Here is a 20,370-nt window from a genome sequence, read left to right as displayed (position 1 = left end):
CCCGCCCCTCCACCAGCAGCGCCGCGCAGATATGGCAGTTGCCGTTGCGGCAGCTCTGCGGACAGTCGTAGCCAAGCCGCCGGGCGCCATCGAGGATGCGTTCCCCCGGCAGCAGCTCGAGGCAGGCGCCGGACGGTTGCAGGACGATACGCATCAGTCGATCCCGAGGCTCGACCAGAGCGCGTCGATGCGCCGTGTCACCGCTTCGTCCTTGACGATGGCGCGCCCCCATTCGCGGCTGGTCTCGCCCGGCCACTTGTGGGTGGCATCAAGCCCCATCTTCGAGCCGAGGCCGGAAACCGGCGAGGCGAAGTCGAGGTAGTCGATGGGCGTGTTGTCGATCATCACCGTGTCGCGCTTGGGGTCCATCCGCGTGGTGATGGCCCAGATCACATCGTTCCAGTCGCGCGCATCGATGTCATCGTCGGTGACGATGACGAACTTGGTGTACATGAACTGCCGCAGGAACGACCAGACCCCGAGCATCACGCGCTTGGCGTGCCCTGGGTACTGCTTCTTCATGGTCACCACCGCCATCCGGTAGGAACAACCTTCCGGCGGCAGGTAGAAATCGACGATTTCCGGGAACTGCTTCTGCAGGATCGGCACGAACACTTCGTTCAGCGCCACCCCGAGGATCGCCGGCTCGTCCGGCGGACGCCCGGTGTAGGTGCTGTGGTAGATCGGTTTCTGCCGGCGGGTGACGCGCTCGACGGTGAACACCGGGAAGCGATCGACCTCGTTGTAGTAGCCGGTGTGATCGCCATAGGGACCTTCGTCGGCCATCTCGCCGGGGTGGATCACCCCTTCGAGGACGATCTCGGCGCTGGCCGGCACCTGCAAGTCGCTCCCGCGACACTTGACCAGCTCGGTACGATGCCCGCGCAACAGGCCGGCGAAAGCGTATTCGGAAAGGGTGTCCGGCACCGGCGTCACCGCACCGAGGATGGTCGCCGGATCGGCGCCCAGCGCCACGGCTACCGGATAGGGCTGGCCCGGATGCTTCTGGCACCACTCGCGGTAGTCCAGTGCGCCGCCGCGATGGCTGAGCCAGCGCATGATCACCTTGTTGCGGCCGATCACCTGCTGGCGGTAGATGCCCAGGTTCTGCCGTTCCTTGTTCGGCCCGCGGGTAACGGTCAGGCCCCAGGTGATCAGCGGCCCGACATCGCCCGGCCAGCAGGTCTGGACCGGCAGCCGGCCGAGGTCGACGTCCTCGCCCTCCTCGACCACTTCCTGGCAGGGGGCGTCCTTGAGCACCTTCGGCGCCATGGACAGGACCTTCCTGTACATCGGCAGCTTGGCCCAGGCGTCCTTGAGGCCCTTCGGCGGCTCGGGCTCCTTGAGTTGCGCCAGCAGCTTGCCGATCTCGCGCAGTGCGCCGACGTCCTCGGCGCCCATGCCCAGCGCCACGCGCTCCGGCGTACCGAACAGGTTGCCGAGCACCGGCATGTCGAAGCCGGTCGGCTTTTCGAACAGCAATGCCGGGCCCTTGGCGCGCAACGTGCGGTCGCACACCTCGGTCATCTCGAGCACGGGGGAAATCGGCACCTGGATGCGCTTCAACGCACCGCGCTGCTCCAGCTGGGCGATGAAATCGCGGAGATCCTTGAACGTCATTGGCCTAACCATTCACTGCAAGACCCCACATCCTACCTGCTCCCGGCCCATCCGGCAGCAGGCAAACGCGGCATTCGGTCACTGCTGGCTGGCGATCCTCGAGTCGTCGAGGCTCTGTAGCATCGGCTCGAACAAAGGCCCGAGTTCATGGGCCCCCTGGGTCGAAAGGTGGTTGTTATCCATGTACAGCGACCAGCCATCACGTTCGGCGAAACAATCCAGGCCATCGCAGAGCACGCTGGAGGGGTCGAGCACGCTCACCCGCGGGTTGCCTTCGGCCAACGCATCGAACAGCGCATTCACGTAGGCGACGCGCGCAGCGTGCTCAGCGAAGGGAAAACGTGCGCGCCCGACATCCTCCCCGCTCAGACTCAGCCGCACCAGCCGCGCCGGTGCCTTGAATGGCAGCAGCGGTACGTCCTTGACCAGCCAGACATGTACGTCGGCCGCGTTCAGCCTTTCGATCATCCCGCTCAGGCGTTGCCGCAGCAGCGCCTCGGCGATCGAGCTGTCCGGCGTGTCGTCCGGCTCGCGGAGAATGTTGCGGGTACCGTCCTGCGAGTCGCCGTATATATACATGTCCCAGCGCCCGGCGAGGATCACCCCGCCCGGCCGCTGCTGTTCGACGAACTCGAGCATCTGCTGGTTGAAACGCAGGCAAGTGTCCTTTTCCAGCATCCCCAGCAACGGCGGACAGCCCGCCAGCGAAGCCTGCCAGATCGGCAGTCGGCGACTGGTAGCCAGTTCGCGCAGCAGCGGGCTCAACGCCGCGGAATGGCTGTCGCCCCAACTGACCAGCAGCGGTCGTTCGGCAGCCAGTTCCGCCGGGAAGCGGCAGATGCTTTCCTGACTGAGCGCCTTCTTGTCGAACATGCAGTCGGTCTGCCCATCGCGCCATTTGGACGCCTTGGCATAACGCAAGGCTTCCTCGGAAAGACGCGACGGCACGCCGTCGTAATGCCGCACCAACTGGCCGATGACTCCCAGCAGCAGCAAGCTGCACAGCGCCGCGCCAAGCATCTGCCGGCGCCCGGCGAACAGCTTGCGCTCGCGGAACGGTGCCTCGACGTAGTACAGCGACAGTGCCGCCAGGCCGATGCTCGCCGCCAGCAACCCCAGGCGTGCCGGCAGGCCCAGGGTTTCCAGTGCGTGGTACTGGACGAAGACGTACAGCGGCCAGTGCCAGAGGTACAGCGAATAGGAGATCAGACCGAACCAGACCAGCGGTTGCCAGCCCAGCAGGCGGCGAACCCAGGTGTCGCCGGCGCCGTTGGCCCAGATCAGCAGGGCGGTGCCAAGCACCGCCGGCAGCGCCGCGAGGCCGGGGAAAGGAGTGTCGCTGTCGTAGAAGAACACCGGCAGGAGAATCGCCGCTATGCCGAGGGTGGCCGCCAGTTGCAGGGACCACTGCGAATGACCGCGGCTAGCGCCCGGCAGCAACGCCAGCGCGGCACCCGCCAGGAGTTCCCAGGCGCGCATCGGCAGGAGGAAGAATGCACTGCCAGGTCGCTGGCTCACCGCCCAGACGCTGGCCGCCAGCGATAGCGCCAGGACCGCGAGGAGGATGGCGAGCCGCCAGCGCAGCAGGCGCCCGGAGATCGCGGCCAGCAGTAGGGGGAAGAGAATGTAGAACTGCTCTTCCACCGACAACGACCAGGTATGCAATAGCGGCTTGAATTCGGACGCGGCGTCGAAATAGCCATCCTGCTTCCAGAACAGGATGTTCGAGGCGAACATCGTCTGGTAACGCACCGCACGACCCAGTTGCTCGTAGTCCCGCGGCTCCATCAGGAACCAGCCGGCCGCCAGGCTGACGGCCATCATAACGAATAAAGCGGGGAGGATGCGTCGCGCCCGGCGAGCCCAGAAATCGACGAAGCTGAAACGCCCGGCCTGCCGATCGCGCCGGATGATCGAAGTGATCAGGTAGCCGGAAATCACCAGAAAGACATCGACGCCGACATACCCGCCGGTGAAACCGCCCAAGCCCAAGTGATAGAACACCACCGGCAAGATGGCCAGTGCGCGCAATCCATCGATATCTCTTCGATAAGGCAGACTCGACATCTATTTTTCTCCAGGCATGAAAAAAGGCGCTCCGGTCAAACCGGAGCGCCTTCTTCAATTCCCTGGAAGACTACTTCCGTTTCATCGAATCGAAGAACTCATCGTTGGTCTTGGTCTGCTTGAGCTTGTCGATGAGGAATTCGATCGCGGAGATCTCGTCCATCGGGTGCAGGATCTTGCGCAGGATCCACATGCGCTGGAGCTCGTCCTCGCTGGTCAGCAGCTCTTCGCGGCGGGTACCCGAACGGTTGATGTTGATGGCCGGGAACACGCGCTTCTCGGCGATCTTGCGATCCAATGGGAGTTCCATGTTGCCGGTACCCTTGAATTCCTCGTAGATCACCTCGTCCATCTTCGAGCCGGTTTCCACCAACGCCGTGGCGAGAATCGTAAGAGAACCGCCCTCTTCGATGTTCCGCGCGGCGCCGAAGAAGCGCTTCGGCTTCTCCAGGGCATGGGCGTCGACACCGCCGGTGAGCACCTTGCCGGAGCTGGGGATCACGGTGTTGTAGGCCCGCGCCAGACGGGTGATGGAGTCGAGCAGGATGACCACGTCCTTCTTGTGCTCGACCAGGCGCTTGGCCTTCTCGATCACCATCTCGGCGACCTGTACGTGACGGGTCGGCGGTTCGTCAAAGGTCGAGGCGACCACTTCGCCGCGCACGGTGCGCTGCATTTCGGTCACTTCCTCAGGGCGCTCGTCGATCAGCAGGACGATCAGGTGGCATTCGGGGTTGTTGCGGGTGATGTTGCTGGCGATGTTCTGCAGCATGATGGTCTTGCCCGCCTTCGGCGGCGCCACGATCAGGCCGCGCTGGCCCTTGCCGATCGGCGCGCAGAGATCGATGACGCGGCCGGTCAGGTCTTCGGTGGAGCCGTTGCCGGCTTCCATCTTCATCCGCTCGTTGGGGAACAGCGGCGTCAGGTTCTCGAAGAGAATCTTGTTCTTCGCATTCTCCGGACGATCGAAGTTGATCGAGTCGACCTTGAGCAGGGCGAAGTAACGCTCGCCCTCTTTCGGCGGCCGGATCTTGCCGATGATGGTGTCGCCCGTGCGCAGGTTGAAGCGCCGGATCTGGCTCGGCGAGACATAGATGTCGTCGGGGCCGGCCAGGTAGGAAGAGTCGGCGGAGCGCAGGAAGCCGAAGCCGTCCTGAAGAATCTCCAGCACGCCATCGCCGGAGATCTCTTCACCACTTTTCGCGTGCTTCTTCAGCAGGGCGAAGATGATGTCCTGCTTGCGCGAACGGGCCATGTTTTCCAGGCCCATGGCATCGGACATTTCCAGCAGTTCGGCAATCGGCTTTTGCTTGAGTTCGGTCAGATTCATAGGAAAGAGATAGGTACGCAGAAAGAGGAATTGGAGAAAGCGTCGAGCTTGGGAAAGCCGTGTCGCAAGGGGGCGACAGGAGCGCTAGAAAGTTCGAGTAGGAAGTGCGTCCGGGACGGCATGCAGAAGGCGACGGAAAAAACGTCGCGAACCCGAATTTAACACCGTGGCCGCGTGGCGTCTATAGAAACGCAAAAAAAAGCCCCGCGAATCGCGGGGCTTTCCAGCGAGGCCTGGGCCCGGCTCAGATATTGGCGTCGAGGAAGGCCGCCAGCTGCGACTTGGACAGTGCGCCGACCTTGGTCGCCTCGACATTGCCGTCCTTGAACAGCATCAGGGTAGGGATGCCACGCACGCCGTATTTCGGCGGGGTATCCTGGTTCTCGTCGATGTTCAGCTTGCAGACCTTCAGCTTGCCCTGATAGTCCCTGGCGACTTCGTCCAGCACCGGCGCGATCATCTTGCACGGACCGCACCACTCGGCCCAGTAGTCCACCAGCACAGGGCCGTCGGCCTTCAGCACGTCCTGCTCGAAGCTGGCATCAGTAACGTTGACGATATGTTCGCTCATGAAATCTCTCCGTAGTCGGACGCGAATTGAAACGCGAAAGTGCCGACCATCATATCCCGCCTTGACCCTCGCCGGAAGGCGCAGCCGATTGAGAGTCTCTATCGTTGGTCGGCTGATTCCCGATTGATCGGCTGCCGCATTGGCGACCCTCGCCCTATCGTGGCAGGATGGCGCAGTTTTCCAATGGACTTGCAAAGCATGCCGCAAAAACCTGCCGAGGCATTCCCGCTGATTGCCGCCCTGGACCTGGGCTCCAACAGTTTCCACCTCTGTCTGGCCAAGGCCAATATCCACGGCGAAGTCCGCATCCTCGAACGGCTGGGCGAGAAGGTCCAACTGGCCGCCGGCCTCGACGAGGAGCGCAATCTCAGCGAAGAGGCCACCCAGCGCGGCCTCGACTGCCTGCGCCGCTTCGCCCAGTTCATCAGCGGCATGCCCCAGGGTTCCGTACGCGTGGTCGCGACCAACGCCTTGCGCGAGGCGCGCAACCGCAGCGATTTCATCCGTCGTGCGGAAGAGGTTCTCGGCCATCCCGTGGAAGTCATCTCCGGCCGCGAGGAAGCCCGCCTGATCTACCTCGGCGTCGCCAACAGCATGCCCGACAGCGGCGGTCGCCGGCTGGTCAGCGACATCGGCGGCGGCAGCACCGAGTTCATCATCGGCCAGGGTTTCGAGTCCGAGCTGCGGGAAAGCCTGCAGATGGGTTGCGTCAGCTACACCCAACGCTACTTCCGCGACGGCAAGATCACCCCGGCCCGCTACGCCCAGGCGTACACCGCCGCACGCCTGGAACTGATGGGCATCGAGAACAGCCTGCGGCGCCTCGGCTGGCAACAGGCGGTCGGCGCCTCCGGCACCATCCGCGCAGTGGCGCTGGCGATCAAGGCCGGCGGCCACGGCAACGGCGAGATAAGCCCGGACGGACTGGCCTGGCTGAAGCGCAAGGTGCTCAAGCTCGGCGACGTGGAGAAGCTCGATCTGGAAGGGATCAAGCCGGACCGCCGGACCATCTTCCCGGCCGGACTGGCCATTCTCGAAGCGATCTTCGACGCGCTGGAACTGGAACAGATGGTTCACTCCGAGGGCGCCCTGCGCGAAGGCGTTCTCTACGACCTGGTCGGCCGTCACCAGCACGAGGACGTGCGCGAACGCACCATCAGCTCGCTGATGCAGCGCTACCACGTCGATCCGGAGCAGGCTTCGCGGGTGGAGGCCAAGGCCCTCAAGGTGCTTGCCGAAGTCGGCGACGCCTGGGAGCTGAACGGCGAACTGCACCGCGACCTGCTGAGCTGGGGCGCACGGGTCCACGAGATCGGCCTGGACATCGCCCATTACCACTACCACAAGCACGGCGCCTACCTGATCGAGCACTCCGACCTGGCTGGCTTCTCGCGCCAGGACCAGCAGATGCTGTCGCTACTGGTACGCGGCCACCGCCGCAACATTCCGGCGGACAAGCTGGCGGAGTTCGCCGAGGAAGGCGACAAGCTGGTACGCCTGTGCATCGTGCTGCGCTTCGCGATCCTCTTCCACCACATTCGCGGCACCCAGGAAATGCCCTCGGTGCGTCTGAAGGCAGAGCCCAAGAGCCTTTCGGTGACCTTCCCCGAGGGCTGGCTGGAAGCCAACCCGCTGACCCAGGCCGACTTCGCCCAGGAAGCCGAATGGCTCAAGCGGGTCGGCTACAGCCTCAACGTGCGGTAAGCACCGGCGCGGCCAGCTTCTCCAGCAGGGTCGCCTGGGTATTGCGGGGGTTCTGGTTACCGGTGGGACTGAGCCGCTGGTAGCTACCGTCGGCCTGCAACACCCAGGCCTGGGTGTTGTCGGTCAGGTACGTTTCCAGTTCCTTCTTAACCCGCTGCACCAGCTTCTTGCCTTCCACCGGGAAGCAGGTCTCGACGCGCATGTCGAGGTTGCGCTCCATCCAGTCGGCGCTGGAGAGATAGAGCTTCTCGTCGCCGCCGTTGAGGAAGTAGTAGATGCGGCTGTGCTCGAGGAAGCGCCCGATAATCGAGCGCACGTGGATATTGTGCGAGACCCCCGGGATGCCCGGCCGCAGGCAGCACATGCCACGCACCACTAGGTCGATCCTGACCCCGGCCTGGCTGGCCTTGTACAGGGCGCGGATGACCTTCGGATCGGTCAGCGAGTTGACCTTGGCCATGATGTGCGCAGGCTGGCCGAGCGCCGCCTGGGCCGCCTCGCGGTTGATCATTTCCAGCAGGTTCTTCTTCAGGGTGAACGGCGCATGCAACAGCTTCTTCATGCGCAGCGTCTTGCCCATCCCGATCAGTTGGTTGAACAGCTTGTGCAGGTCCTCGCAGAGCGCCACGTCGGCGGTCAGCAGGCTGTAGTCGGTGTACAGGCGAGCGTTGCCGGCATGGTAGTTGCCGGTGCCCAGGTGCGCGTAGCGGCGCAGTTCGCCGTCCTCGCGACGGAGGATCAGCATCATCTTGGCGTGGGTCTTGAAGCCGACCACGCCGTAGATCACCACCGCGCCGGCCTGTTGCAGGCGGCTGGCCAGTTGCAGGTTGGACTCTTCGTCGAAGCGGGCGCGCAGCTCGATCACCGCGGTGACCTCCTTGCCGTTGCGTGCCGCCTCGACCAGGGCGTCGACGATCTCAGAGTTGGCGCCGCTGCGGTACAGGGTCTGCTTGATCGCCAGCACGTTCGGATCCTTGGCGGCCTGGCGCAGCAGGTCGATCACCGGGGTGAAGGACTCGAACGGGTGCATCAGCAACACGTCGAGCTTGCTGAGGACGTTGAAGAGGTTTTCCTTCTTCTGCAAAAGACGCGGGATCGCCGGGGTGAAGGGCGGGTACTGCAGCTCCGGATGGCTTTCCAGGCCGGTGACGCTGAACAGGCGGGTCAGGTTGACCGGGCCGCTGACCTTGTACAACTCGCTTTCGGACAGGCCGAACTGCTTGAGCAGGTAGTTGGTCAGGTTCTGCGGGCAGGTATCCACCACCTCCAGGCGTACCGCATCCCCGTAGCGACGCGAGAACAGCTCGCCGCGCAGCGCGCGGGCCAGGTCCTCGACATCCTCGGTGTCCACCGACAGGTCGGCGTTGCGGGTCAGGCGGAACTGGTAGCAGCCCTTCACCTTCATGCCGGGGAACAGGTCGTCGGCGTGGGCGTGGATCATCGACGACAGGAACACGTAGTTGTCGCCCTCGCCGCCAACGTCTTCCGGCAGCCTGATGATCCGTGGCAGCAGGCGCGGCGCCGGGATGATCGCCAGGCCGGAGTCGCGGCCGAAGGCATCCATCCCCTCCAGCTCGACGATGAAGTTGAGGCTCTTGTTCACCAGCAGCGGGAACGGGTGGGTCGGGTCGAGGCCGATCGGGGTGATGATCGGCGCGATCTCGTCGCGGAAGAAGCGCCGCACCCAGGTCTTGATCTTCAGCGTCCAGTGACGCCGGCGGATGAAGCGGATCTGGTGCTTGGCCAGCTCCGGCAACAGGGTCTCGTTGAGGATCCGGTACTGCCGCGACACCTGCTCGTGGACCAGCTCGCTGATCCGCGCCAGTGCCTGGTGCGGCAGCAGGCCGTCGGCGCCGGCCTGCTCGCGGGCGAAGGTGATCTGCTTCTTCAGGCCGGCGATGCGGATCTCGAAGAATTCGTCGAGGTTGCTCGAGAAGATGAGGAGGAACTTCAGCCGCTCCAGGAGCGGGTAGGACTCGTCCAGCGCCTGCTCCAGCACGCGGATGTTGAACTGCAACTGGGAGAGCTCGCGATGAATGTACAGGCTGCTGTCATCCACGCTGGGAACCACCACAGGTGGCGTTTCCACCGGGATCGTTTCGGCCATCTTCACTTCTGCTTCGCTTTCCACGTTCGCCACTACGGTTTCGTCGGCGGCGATACGTTCGATCTCATCAAGTCCTTGCTGCGTATTCATTCATCTTCCCGAGGGGGTCAACGCCCCCGTCTTAATTGTTCTGCGGCCTGCTTGGCGAAGTAGGTCAGAATGCCATCGGCGCCGGCACGTTTGAAGGCGGTAAGGGACTCGAGGATCACCGATTCGGCCAGCCAGCCGTTCTGGATGGCGCCCATGTGCATCGCATACTCGCCGCTGACCTGGTAGACAAAGGTCGGGGCGCGGAATTCATCCTTCACCCGACGCACGATGTCGAGGTAGGGCATGCCCGGCTTGACCATCACCATGTCGGCGCCTTCGGCCAGGTCGGCGGCCACTTCGTGAAGTGCCTCGTCGCTGTTCGCCGGATCCATCTGGTAGGTGGCCTTGTTGCCCCTGCCGAGGTTCGAAGCCGAGCCGACCGCATCGCGGAACGGACCGTAGTAGGCGCTGGCGTACTTGGCCGAGTAGGCCATGATCCGCACATTGGTGTGGCCGGCAGACTCCAGGGCCTCGCGGATCGCACCGATGCGACCGTCCATCATGTCCGAGGGCGCTACCACCTGGGCGCCGGCCTCGGCGTGGGACAGCGCCTGCCGTACCAGCACGTCGATGCTGACGTCGTTGAGGACGTAGCCATCGTCATCCAGGATGCCGTCCTGGCCATGGGTGGTGAACGGGTCGAGCGCCACGTCGGTGATGATGCCCAGCTCCGGAAAGCGCTCGCGCAGGGCGCGGGTGGCGCGCTGGGCGATGCCTTCCGGGTTGTATGCCTCGGCGGCGTCCAGGGACTTCTTCTCCACCGGGGTCACCGGGAACAGCGCCAGCGCCGGAATGCCCAGGGCCACCCACTCTTCCGCCTCGATCAGCAACTGGTCGATGGACAGGCGCTCGACGCCGGGCATCGACGGAATGCTTTCACGCTGGTTGACCCCATCGAGGACGAACACCGGCAGGATCAGGTCGTCGACGGTGAGGACATTCTCGCGGACCAGGCGGCGGGAGAAGTCATCGCGGCGATTGCGCCGCAGGCGGGTGTAGGGATAGGCGCGGTTGGCGGGAGTGAAGCTCACGGTTTTACTCCAGGGCCCAGATAACGGGCACAGTGTGACAGTTATAGTCCCTGATTATGACGGATTGGCAACAAGCGACGACAGTGACTCAAGGTCGCGGCATCCTGCCGCACCGCCAATCATCGCAAAAAGCCAGCGGCAAAGGCCATTCATTGCACAATCAATGACCTGGGCCGTGACGATCGCGCTTTCCCCACGCCCTCAACCGAGTTAGGCTGCGCGTTCATTTCGCTTCGCTGCCCCGATGATGCTCCAACAATTCCTGCAGGACTTCGGCTATTTCGCCCTTTTTCTCGGTACTTTCTTCGAGGGCGAAACCATTCTCGTGCTGGCCGGGTTCCTTGCCTTCCGCGGCTACATGCAGCTGGATACCGTGATTCTCACCGCCTTCCTCGGCAGCTACGCCGGTGACCAACTCTGGTACTTCCTCGGACGCCGCCACGGCCGCCGGTTGCTGGCGCGCAAGCCGCGCTGGCAGAAGCTCGGCGACAAGGCGCTGGACCATGTGCGCCGCCATCCTGACCTGTGGGTGCTGAGTTTCCGCTTCGTCTACGGCCTGCGTACGGTGATGCTGGTGGCCATCGGCCTGTCCGGCTATCCACCGGCCCGCTATCTTCTTCTCAACGGCATCGGCGCCATCGTCTGGGCCGCCGCGCTGGGCTCCGCCGCCTACTATTTCGGCAGCGTACTGGAAGGCATGCTCGGCAACATCAAGAAATACGAACTCATGGTCCTCGGCGGCCTGATCGTGCTGGGCCTGCTGCTCTGGCTATGGCGGCGTTTCAAGACACCGCGCGGCAACGGCGCGGGCGGCAACGCCGATAAATCCGAGTGAACCCGCGCCGGCGCGACTGAACAGCCGGCCCCTTCGCACACTCCAACTCCTTGTACCCTCCGCTCCGGCTGGCCGCCGGGGCCGGCGGCTCGCTATGCTTGCGCGATACCGACCCCGGCCAGGCCCGTCCGGTCCGGATCCTGCGTTCCCAAGGAGTAAGCCTCATGCACAAGAAAGTTGCCGTCATCCTCTCCGGTTGTGGCGTCTACGATGGCGCGGAAATCCACGAAAGCGTGATCACCCTGCTCCGCCTCAGCCAGCGCGGCGCCGAGGCACAATGCTTTGCGCCGAACATCGCCCAGCACCATGTGGTCAACCACCTGACCGGCGAGGAAATGCCAGAAAGCCGCAATGTCCTGGTCGAGTCCGCGCGTATCGCCCGCGGCGAAGTCAAGGACCTGCGCGAAGCCCGCGCCGAGGACTACGACGCGCTGATCGTGCCCGGTGGCTTCGGCGCTGCGAAGAACCTCAGCGACTTTGCCATCAACGGCGCGCAATGCCAGGTGCAGCCGGACATGCTGGCGCTGGCCAAGGCTTTCGCCGAAGCCGGCAAGCCAGTCGGGCTGATCTGCATCGCTCCGGCGATGGCGGCGAAGATCTACGGCGCCGGCGTCCAATGCACCATCGGCAACGACGCCGACACCGCCGACGCGCTGAAGCAGATGGGTGCCGAGCACATCGACGCGCCGGTGGACGAGATCGTCGAAGACAGCGCGCGCAAGCTGGTGACCACCCCGGCCTACATGCTCGCCCAGTCGATCGCCGAAGCCGCTTCCGGGATCAACAAGCTGGTCGACCGGGTGCTCGAACTGGTGGACCAGGACAAGGCCTGATCGGCCAAGCACGAGGGCGGTCGCGCCGCCGCCCTTTTCAAATCCGTGCCGCTACGCCAGCGTGCGTCTCGAAACCATCGAATCGAGACGCCGCGATGAGCGAAACGCCCTCCCCCGCCCTGCCTGACGACGTCCACCAACTGGTGGCGGATTTCTTCCAGCGCATCCCCTTCAACCGCATGCTCGGGATCCGCGTGGCGAGCCTGGGCCGCGAGCGGGTAGTCCTCGACCTGCCGATGAAGGACGAACTGATCGGCAACTTCGTCCAGGGCATTCTCCACGGCGGGGTGATCTCCAGCCTGCTCGACGTCACCGGCGGAGCGATGGCCCTGATCGGCGCCCTCGAACGGCATCGCGAACTGCCAGGCCACGAGCGCATGGCGCGGCTGTCGAAACTCGGCACCATCGACTTGCGCGTCGACTACCTGCGCCCGGGACGCGGCCGGACGTTCACCGCCCATGCGGTGCCGCTTCGCTCGGGCAACAAGGTCGCAGTGGTGCGCTCGGAACTGCATAGCGACGACGGCACGCTGGTCGCCGTCGGTACCGGTACCTATCTGTGCGGCTGACTCGCGCGTAGATCGGCTTCCCGCTGCAGGCGGGTGAGCAGGCGGTCCAGGGCGTTGGCGAACGCCTGGCGGTCACGCTCACCGTAGGGCGCCTGGCCGCCGCCCATCTGCCCCTGGTCACGCAGGTCGGCCATCAGGTTGCGCATGGCCAGCTTATCGCCCATGTTCCGCGCGTCGAACTCGCGGCCGCGAGGATCGAGGGCGGCAACCTGTTTCTTGATCAGCCGATCGGCCAGCGGTACGTCGCTGCAGATCGCCAGGTCGCCCGGCTCGGCCTGCTCCACCAGGTAATCGTCAGCCGCATCCATCCCGCTTTCCACCACCACCAGACGCACGCAGGCGAACGGCGGCTTGACCTGCGGCTGGCCGGCGACCATCCAGACTTCCAGCTTGCGCTTGAGGGCGAACTTGCAGACCAGTTCCTTGGCCGCCTTGGGGCAGGCGTCGGCATCGATCCAGATACGCATGAACGGACTTCCGTAGAAATGACGACGGCCAGTATCGCACTGGCCATCGTGGTTGCGCGAACCCGCTCAGTCGGCCGCGTTGGCCGCCGCACGCCGGCGCTCGACGATCCGGCTACGTCCGTAGAGCAGCGCGATGGCCACCAGCGCCATGGCCTGGGCCGACAGCGAATAGGCGTCGGCCTTGATCCCCAGCCAGTCGAAGTCGAAGAACGGGACCGGACGAGTGCCGATCACCCCGGCTTCCTGCAAGGCGATGACGCCATGTCCGGCGAACACCACCGAGAGCGCACAGAGCAACGCCGCGTTGATGCTGAAGAACAACCCCAGCGGCAGTTTCGCCGAACCACGCAGGATCACCCAGGCCAGGCCGATCAGCAGGACCACGGCGGTCGCCGCGCCGCCGATCACGGCATTGTGCCCGGCCGGTCCGGCCTGCAACCAGAGGGTTTCGTAGAACAGGATGACCTCGAACAACTCGCGGTAGACCGAGAAGAACGCCAGCACTGCGAAGCCGAAGCGTCCGCCACCGCCCACCAGGCTGCTGCGGATGTAGTCCTGCCAGGCTGCCGCGTGGCGGCGGTCGTGCATCCAGACGCCGAGCCAGAGCACCATCACGCAGGCGAACAGCGAGGTGAAGCCCTCCATCAGCTCGCGCTGGGCACCGCCGATATCGATCACATAGGCGGCCAACGCCCAGGTGGCGAAGCCGGCGACGAAGGCCAGCCCCCAGCCGACGTGCACGCCACGCACGGCACTTTCCTGCCCGGTATTGCGCAGGAAGGCGAGGATGGCGGCAAGCACCAGGATTGCCTCTACCCCTTCGCGCAACAGGATCAACAGGGCGGAAACGAAACTGATGGAGAAACTCAGCGAGTCGCCGCCAAGCTGCTTGGCGGCCTCCGCCAGCTTGCCCTTGGCCAGCTCCAGCTGTTGCGCCACCTGAGTTTCCGGAAGGCCATCGCGCAACGCCTGGCGGTAGGCCATCAGTTGCTTCTCGGTGGAGCGGCGCAAATCGGCGTCGACGTTGTCCAGCGAGCTTTCCACCAGCTCGAAGCCTTCCAGGTAGGCCGCCACCGACAGGTCGTAGGCCTGGTCGCGGTCACCTTCGCGATAGACCGCGAAACTCTTGTCCAGGGTGGCGGCGGTATAGTCGATCAACTGCCCAGGACCGCGCTGCTCCAGCGGCGGATGCGCACGCAAGGCGCGGAAGCTCTCCGCAGCGGCCTCGCCGTCGTGCTCGGCGACTTCGGCCGGAGTCTGCGTGGCCAGGGTCGCCAGCGGGTAGGCATGGGCCTTGTCCGGCTGCGCACTGCCGGCGCTCAGGCCGGCCACATAGCTGGCCAGGTCCCAGCGCTGGCGTTCGTCGAGCTGGTCGGCGAACGCCGGCATGTCAGTGCCAGCCACGCCCAGGCCGATGACGTTACGCAGGTCGTAGAGGCTCAGGTGGTCGAGGCGCTGGCGATCGGTGAGGTTCGCCGGCGGCGGTTCCAAGCCGATGCCGGCGGGGCCGTCGCCCTTGCCCGCATCGCCATGGCAGATCGCGCACTGCTGGGCATAGATCGGCGCTGCGCGGCTCGGGTCGGGGGTGATCGCGGGGGTCTGCACCACCTGGTAGATATCCGCCACCCGTGCCTCGAGGTTGCGCGCCTGGAGGGCCACGTCCCTTCCCGGCAAGCGCTGCTCGATGGCCTGGCGCAGGCTGGCGACGCCCCTCTCCAGCTCGGCGCGCTCGGGGCGCATCGGCAGGGTCAGGACCAATGCCTGCAGGTTGCCAACGAACTCCACCTGTTCCTGGTATTCGCTGGGGTCGACGATCTTGCCGTCAGCCACGGTCGGCGGATAGTCGGCCGCCAGGTAACTCAACAGATGCAAGGCTTGGGAGGGGTCGACGGCCGTGTCGGCAATAGCTCCAAGGCTGAACGCGCAGACCAGCGGCAGCAGCCACAGCAGGATTTTCGGAGGGTGCATGGCGAAGACGAAGTGAGAATGGAAGAGATTAAATTGTCCCTTCGCCTTCCCGCCCATGCAAGAAATACTCTGTAACAATCACGCCCGTCGGCGTGTCGGGCGGCTCAGAGCGGCGCTCGGCGTACCGTCGCCAGCAGCCCCGCGGCGCCGACGAACAGGCTGGCGAAGGTACGGTTCACCAGCTTCTGCTGGCGCGGCGAACGCAGTACGCGTAGCACGCGCGCAGCCAGTCCGGTGTAGCCGGCCATGACGATCAGGTCGACGACGATCATGGTGCCGCCCATGATCAGGTACTGCGCCAGCAGCGGCTGGTGCGGGTCGATGAACTGCGGCAGCACCGCGAGCATGAAGATCACCGCCTTGGGATTGCTGGCGTTGACCAGGAAACCACGCAGCACCAGGGTCAACGGTCGCCCCAGAGGCCGTTCGCCATCGGTGCTCAAGGCCTGTGGCGGCGCCTGCCACTGGCGCACCGCCAGGTAAACCAGGTAGGCCACGCCGAACCACTTGATCAGGCTGAAAGCCAGTGCCGAGGTCGCCAGCAACGCACCGACGCCGGCGGCGACGATGGCGATCTGCAGGGCCAGGCCGATCTGCAGGCCCAGCGCGTTCCAGTAGCCTCGCGCAAAGCCGTACTGCAACCCGCAGGACATCGAGGCGATGGCTCCGGCGCCCGGCGACAGGCTGATGGCCCAGCAGGCGAGAAAGAAGGCGAACCAGGTACTGACGAGCATTGCACACCTCGGAAAGCGAACGCGGCTGGCGGCGGGAACGAAAAAGCCAGTGTGCACCAAGGCGGAGCAGCCGCACAGGTTTTCCGACCACGCGCCTCGCCCAACCTTTGCGGGCGCAACCTGGCGGACAGAAAAAACCCGGCAGATGCCGGGCTTTCCCGAGGATACGCGCTCAGCCATGTTGGGCGGACCACCGCGATGCGGCTATTCGCCCTGGCCCCGAACGCTCTCAGTCCGGCGAACCCTTGCGCAGCTTCACCGGCTCTTCGCCGCGCTTGCGCGCCATGGCCCCGCGCAAGCGGATGTTCAGCGCCTCCACCGCCAGGGAGAAGGCCATGGCGAAGTAGACGTAGCCTTTCGGCACGTGCACTTCGAAGGACTCGGCCACCAGCACGGTTCCGACCACGATGAGGAACGACAGGGCGAGCATCTTCAGCGATGGGTGTTTCTCGATGAAGTCGCTGATGGTGCCTGCCGCCAGCATCATCACGCCGACCGAGATGACGATCGCCGCGACCATCACCGGCACGTTCTGCACCAGACCGACGGCGGTGATCACCGAGTCCAGGGAGAAGATGATGTCGATGATCGCGATCTGGACGATGATGCCCATGAAGCCGTGGACCTTGCCGCCGCTCTTCTGCTCTTCTTCCGCGCCTTCCAGGCTGTGGTAGATCTCCATGGTGCTCTTGAACAGCAGGAACAGGCCGCCGAAGAAGAGGATCAGGTCACGCCCGGAGATGCCCTGGCCGAACAGGTGGAACAGGTCGGTGGTCAGGCGCATGACCCAGGTGATCGAGAGCAACAGCAGGATCCGCGTGCCCATGGCCAGGGCCAGGCCGAAGAAGCGCGCCTTCGGTTGCTGGGCCGGCGGCAGGCGCCCGACCAGGATCGAGATGAAGATGATGTTGTCGATGCCGAGGACGATTTCCAGGGCGGTCAGGGTCAGGAACGCGACCCAGATTTCAGGACTGGCGAGCCATTCCATAGATGGTTATTTCCCGTTTTTTGTTGGAGTTGAAAAACCTGGCCCACGCCAGCGACGCACGGCTTTCTGGAAGAACAGGCTGTTGGGAACCTGCAGCAGCGGGCCCGGCGAGCCATCCTCGAGGGTTTCTTCCAGTGTCGTATACAAGAGATTGATGGCAACCACGCGTCCGGTGACGCCCGGTTTGTCGGCGCTATCGATCAGCTCCACGCGGTCGCCGATGCGGAACGGCCCGACGGTGAAGATCAGCAACGCACAGAACAGGTTGGAGAGCACGCTCCAGATGGCGAAGAAGGCTACCGCCGCCACCGCGGCGAAACCGGTCAGCGCGGTCCACAGCACTTCGGCGGACACGCCCAGGCGCTCCAGCACCATGATCAGTGCGCTGACCATGATCAGCCAGCGCAGGCCCCCACGCAGCGGCAGGAGCAGCTCCGGCGGCACCGGATAACGCTCGCCGATACGGGTTACCGTGCGTCGGACCAGGCGCTGTAGCAGCCAGGCGACCAGCAGGATGAGCAGGATCTGCATCGCCACCACCAGCGGCCCGCTCCAGGTCTGCGTCAACACCTGCAAGTCTTCCATCACTCACTGGCCTCTAGTTCTTTCTGCAGGGCTTCAAGGGTTTCCAGGGCCTCCAGCCAACGTTCCTCCAGCTCGCCTTCGCGAACCTTCAGGCTCGATTGTTCGGACAGCAACTCGCGCAATTCGTCCTTTCGCGATACGTCGTACAGGGCGCTGTCGCCCAGCCGCGCCTCGATAGCGGCTAGCTTTTCGTGCAGGCCGCCGAGTTCGCGCTCCAGCTTGTCGGCCTCGCGCTTGTGCGGCGCCAGCTGCTGGCGCAGCGCGGCCGCTGCCTGGCGCTGGGCGCGCTTGTCGGTGCGTTCGGTCGGCGCACCCGGCGCGGTCTCGGCCTGCGGCGCCTTGCGCGCGCGATAGTCGACCAGCCAACGGGCGTAATCGTCGAGATCGCCATCGAACGGCACCACGCGCCCATCGGCGACCAGGAGGAATTCATCGGTGGTGCTTTTGAGCAGGTGCCGGTCGTGGGAAACCACCAGGACCGCCCCGGAAAACTCCTGTAGAGCCATGGTCAAGGCCAGGCGCATTTCCAGGTCGAGGTGGTTGGTCGGCTCGTCGAGCAGCAGCAGGTTGGGCTTCTGCCAGGCGATCAGCGCCAGGGCCAGGCGCGCTTTCTCGCCACCGGAGAAGTTCAATACCGGCTCGTCCACCCGAACGCCGCGGAAGTCGAAGCCGCCGAGGAAGTCCTTGAGGGTCTGTTCGCGCTCGCCGGGGGCGATACGCTGCAGATGTAGCAACGGGCTGGCCTGTGGATCCAGCGAATCGAGCTGGTGCTGGGCGAAGTACCCGATGGCCAGGTTCTCGCCGCGCAGCAGGCGGCCGCCCAGCTCGGGCAGGTCCCCGGCCAGGGTCTTGATCAGCGTCGACTTGCCGGCGCCGTTGGGACCGAGCAGGCCGATCCGCGCACCGGGCACCAGTTGCAGCTTGACCTTCTCCAGCACCGCCTTGTCGCCATAGCCGAGACGGCCTTCGCCGAGATCCAGCAACGGCCGGGAGATCTTGTCCGACTCGCGGAAACTGAAATTGAACGGCGAATCGACATGTGCCGGCGCCAGTTCCTCTAGACGCTCCAGCGCCTTGATCCGGCTCTGCGCCTGGCGCGCCTTGGTGGCCTTGGCCTTGAAGCGGGCGATGAAGCTTTCCATGTGCGCACGCTGCGCCTGCTGTTTCTCGTAGGCCTGCTGTTGCTGAGCCAGCCGCTCGGCGCGGGTCCGCTCGAAAGCGGAATAGCCGCCGCGGTAGAGGGTCAGCTTGCGGTTTTCCAGATGCACCACGTGGTCCACCACCGCATCGAGGAAGTCGCGGTCGTGGGAGATCAGCACCAGAGTGCCGGGATAACCCTTGAGCCACTCTTCCAGCCAGAGGATGGCGTCCAGGTCGAGGTGGTTGGTCGGTTCGTCGAGCAACAGCAGGTCGGACGGGCACATCAGCGCCTGCGCCAGGTTCAGGCGCATCCTCCAACCACCGGAGAAATCACCGACCCGGCGCTCCATCTGCTCGCTGCTGAAGCCGAGCCCGGCCAGCAGCTTGCGCGCCCGTGCATCGGCGGTATAACCGTCGGCGTTGTCCAGCTCGGTATGCAGGCGCGCCAGGGCAGAACCGTCGTGCGCCGCTTCGGCGACGGCCAGCGCCGCCTGGATCTCGCGCAGGCGACTGTCGCCGTCGAGCACGTAATCCACCGCCAGGCGATCCAGGGTATCGACCTCCTGGCGCATGTGCGCGATGCGCCAGTCGGCGGGCAACAGGCAGTCGCCGGCATCCTGCCCGAGCTGGCCGCGCAACAGCGCGAACAAGCTGGACTTGCCAGCGCCATTGGCCCCGATGAGACCGGCTTTCTGGCCGGCGTGCAGGGTCAGTTCAGCAGCTTCCAGGAGGCGCTGCGGCCCGCGCTGTAGCGTAAGATTGAGGAGTCGGATCATGGCGGCGGAGTTTATCAGTTTCGCCCTTGCGGAGCGTGAGGCTGTATGACTGGAAATGTCTGGAAATTCGCGGTGGACGTCTATGCCCGGCCGGGCGTGGAAACGGCTTGCCTCGCGCTTCAGGAGCAAGGTGCGGACGTCTGCCTGTTGCTGGTCGCCGCCTGGCTTGGCAGGCGCGGAGTGAGCTGCTCGAAAGAACGCGCCCAGATCCTGGAGAACGCCGCGCGTCCCTGGCGCGAAACGGTCATCGAACCCCTGCGCAGATTGCGTTGCGCCTGGCGCGAAGCGGCAACCCACGACGCCTGCCTGGCCGAACTCCGCGAGGAAATGAAGGCCCAGGAACTACGAGCGGAACGGGAACACCTGCAACGCCTGGCCGACCTGGCCACAGCCTGGCTGGAGGGCCAGGAAGCGAATCGCAGTGCGGATGCCTGGCTGCAAGCCTGCAGCCGGGACATCTGCACGGAAGCAGAGCGCCGGGCTTTGCTGGTGCTTGGCTCGGCGGCTTTGCAGACAGCGCCTTAGGAGGCGCTGGTCGGGGCGGCGCCGTTGCTGCCCGCGGCAGGCGTTGCCGAAGCAGCGCTGGAGGCGGCTGCCGGGGCGCTGGGAGTCGCCGCAGGCTTCGCAGCAGGAGCGGTGGCGGGCTTGGCTGCGGCAGGTTTCGCGGCTACGGGTTTCGCCGCAGGCTTGGCCGCCGGTTTCGCCGCAGGCTTCGCAGCCGGCTTGGCTGCAGGCTTCGCGGCCGCGGATTTCGCCACAGGCTTGGCCGCCGGTTTCGCCGCAAGCTTCGCAGCTGGCTTGGCTGCGGGCTTCGCGGCTGCGGTTTTCGCCGCGGGCTTGGCCGTCGGTTTCGCGACAGGCTTCGCCGCCGGCTTGGCGGCGGGCTTCGCGGCTGCGGTTTTCGCCGCAGGCTTCGCCGCCGGCTTGGCTGCGGGCTTCGCGGCTGCGGTTTTCG

At 65.0% G+C, this 20,370-nt stretch carries 18 protein-coding genes and 1 pseudogene; 5 read left to right on the top strand and 14 right to left on the bottom strand.

Features of this window, described 5'->3' with window-relative positions:
• The 5 genes from HMPREF2716_RS28775 to trxA form a co-directional block, all read right to left on the bottom strand.
• A partial coding sequence (locus tag HMPREF2716_RS28775) for a 2Fe-2S iron-sulfur cluster-binding protein (protein ID WP_256548120.1) occupies positions 1-232 on the bottom strand: 232 nt, incomplete at its 3' end.
• Entirely contained in the window at positions 154-1,620 is a 1,467-nt protein-coding gene (gene ubiD / locus HMPREF2716_RS13890) for a 4-hydroxy-3-polyprenylbenzoate decarboxylase (protein WP_003096332.1), read from the bottom strand. The genes ubiD and HMPREF2716_RS28775, both read right to left, overlap by 79 nt.
• A gap of 78 nt (positions 1,621-1,698) precedes the next feature.
• Complete coding sequence (locus HMPREF2716_RS13885; RefSeq protein WP_016562472.1) at positions 1,699-3,687, bottom strand: acyltransferase family protein; 1,989 nt, start codon at positions 3,685-3,687, stop codon at positions 1,699-1,701.
• A 70-nt stretch (positions 3,688-3,757) separates the two neighbouring features.
• Entirely contained in the window at positions 3,758-5,017 is a 1,260-nt protein-coding gene (gene rho / locus HMPREF2716_RS13880) for a transcription termination factor Rho (protein WP_003096334.1), read from the bottom strand.
• A gap of 244 nt (positions 5,018-5,261) precedes the next feature.
• On the bottom strand, positions 5,262-5,588 hold the full coding sequence (gene trxA / locus HMPREF2716_RS13875; protein WP_003096336.1) for a thioredoxin TrxA: 327 nt from the start codon (positions 5,586-5,588) through the stop codon (positions 5,262-5,264).
• Between the two features lie 198 nt (positions 5,589-5,786).
• On the opposite strand from trxA, the gene ppx reads away from it, so the two are divergent.
• Positions 5,787-7,292, top strand: a complete 1,506-nt coding sequence (gene ppx / locus HMPREF2716_RS13870; RefSeq protein ID WP_003114040.1) for an exopolyphosphatase — start codon at positions 5,787-5,789, stop codon at positions 7,290-7,292.
• On the opposite strand, the gene ppk1 is transcribed toward ppx, so the two are convergent.
• Positions 7,279-9,489: a polyphosphate kinase 1 gene (gene ppk1, locus HMPREF2716_RS13865; RefSeq protein ID WP_016254028.1), complete on the bottom strand. Its 2,211-nt coding sequence runs from the start codon at positions 9,487-9,489 to the stop codon at positions 7,279-7,281. The two genes, ppx and ppk1, sit on opposite strands and share 14 nt — an antisense overlap.
• A 17-nt stretch (positions 9,490-9,506) precedes the next feature.
• On the bottom strand, positions 9,507-10,520 hold the full coding sequence (gene hemB, locus HMPREF2716_RS13860; protein ID WP_016562473.1) for a porphobilinogen synthase: 1,014 nt from the start codon (positions 10,518-10,520) through the stop codon (positions 9,507-9,509).
• Between the two features lie 244 nt (positions 10,521-10,764).
• Here hemB and HMPREF2716_RS13855 point away from each other — a divergent pair, with 244 nt between their 5' ends.
• From HMPREF2716_RS13855 to HMPREF2716_RS13845, 3 genes are all read left to right on the top strand, one after another.
• A complete protein-coding gene (locus tag HMPREF2716_RS13855) occupies positions 10,765-11,355 on the top strand; it encodes a DedA family protein (protein ID WP_083318191.1) in 591 nt (196 codons plus the stop codon).
• Between the two features lie 164 nt (positions 11,356-11,519).
• Positions 11,520-12,188, top strand: coding sequence for an isoprenoid biosynthesis glyoxalase ElbB (gene elbB, locus HMPREF2716_RS13850; RefSeq protein WP_019485031.1), 669 nt, complete (start codon positions 11,520-11,522; stop codon positions 12,186-12,188).
• 95 nt (positions 12,189-12,283) lie between these two features.
• Complete coding sequence (locus HMPREF2716_RS13845) at positions 12,284-12,757, top strand: thioesterase family protein (RefSeq protein WP_003096359.1); 474 nt, start codon at positions 12,284-12,286, stop codon at positions 12,755-12,757.
• On the opposite strand, the gene HMPREF2716_RS13840 is transcribed toward HMPREF2716_RS13845, so the two are convergent.
• From HMPREF2716_RS13840 to HMPREF2716_RS13815, 6 genes are all read right to left on the bottom strand, one after another.
• Positions 12,742-13,224 (bottom strand): YaiI/YqxD family protein, encoded by a 483-nt coding sequence (locus HMPREF2716_RS13840; protein WP_003099218.1) that lies wholly within the window; start codon positions 13,222-13,224, stop codon positions 12,742-12,744. The two genes, HMPREF2716_RS13845 and HMPREF2716_RS13840, sit on opposite strands and share 16 nt — an antisense overlap.
• A gap of 66 nt (positions 13,225-13,290) precedes the next feature.
• Positions 13,291-15,192, bottom strand: coding sequence for a cytochrome c/FTR1 family iron permease (locus HMPREF2716_RS13835; RefSeq protein ID WP_003123698.1), 1,902 nt, complete (start codon positions 15,190-15,192; stop codon positions 13,291-13,293).
• Positions 15,193-15,296: 104 nt separating this feature from the next.
• Positions 15,297-15,926, bottom strand: coding sequence for a LysE family transporter (locus tag HMPREF2716_RS13830; protein WP_003096365.1), 630 nt, complete (start codon positions 15,924-15,926; stop codon positions 15,297-15,299).
• 229 nt (positions 15,927-16,155) lie between these two features.
• A complete protein-coding gene (locus tag HMPREF2716_RS13825) occupies positions 16,156-16,914 on the bottom strand; it encodes a TerC family protein (protein ID WP_023518188.1) in 759 nt (252 codons plus the stop codon).
• Positions 16,915-16,920: 6 nt separating this feature from the next.
• Positions 16,921-17,499: a mechanosensitive ion channel family protein gene (locus tag HMPREF2716_RS13820; protein WP_003099225.1), complete on the bottom strand. Its 579-nt coding sequence runs from the start codon at positions 17,497-17,499 to the stop codon at positions 16,921-16,923.
• Positions 17,499-19,415: an ATP-binding cassette domain-containing protein gene (locus tag HMPREF2716_RS13815; protein ID WP_003114037.1), complete on the bottom strand. Its 1,917-nt coding sequence runs from the start codon at positions 19,413-19,415 to the stop codon at positions 17,499-17,501. Before HMPREF2716_RS13815 ends, HMPREF2716_RS13820 begins: the two co-directional genes overlap by 1 nt.
• Before the next feature lie 45 nt (positions 19,416-19,460).
• Here HMPREF2716_RS13815 and HMPREF2716_RS13810 point away from each other — a divergent pair, with 45 nt between their 5' ends.
• Positions 19,461-19,940, top strand: coding sequence for a TIGR02444 family protein (locus tag HMPREF2716_RS13810; protein ID WP_003099227.1), 480 nt, complete (start codon positions 19,461-19,463; stop codon positions 19,938-19,940).
• Here HMPREF2716_RS13810 and algP read toward each other — a convergent pair.
• Positions 19,937-20,370, bottom strand: a pseudogene (gene algP, locus HMPREF2716_RS13805) (alginate regulator AlgP); the annotation flags it as partial. The gene HMPREF2716_RS13810 and the pseudogene algP sit on opposite strands and share 4 nt — an antisense overlap.

Origin of the sequence: Pseudomonas sp. HMSC076A11 (assembly GCF_001810205.1) — a bacterium.
Classification (GTDB): domain Bacteria; phylum Pseudomonadota; class Gammaproteobacteria; order Pseudomonadales; family Pseudomonadaceae; genus Pseudomonas; species Pseudomonas aeruginosa.
The sequence above is the reverse complement of the archived record's forward strand: the minus strand, read 5'-3'. Positions and strand labels throughout refer to the sequence as shown.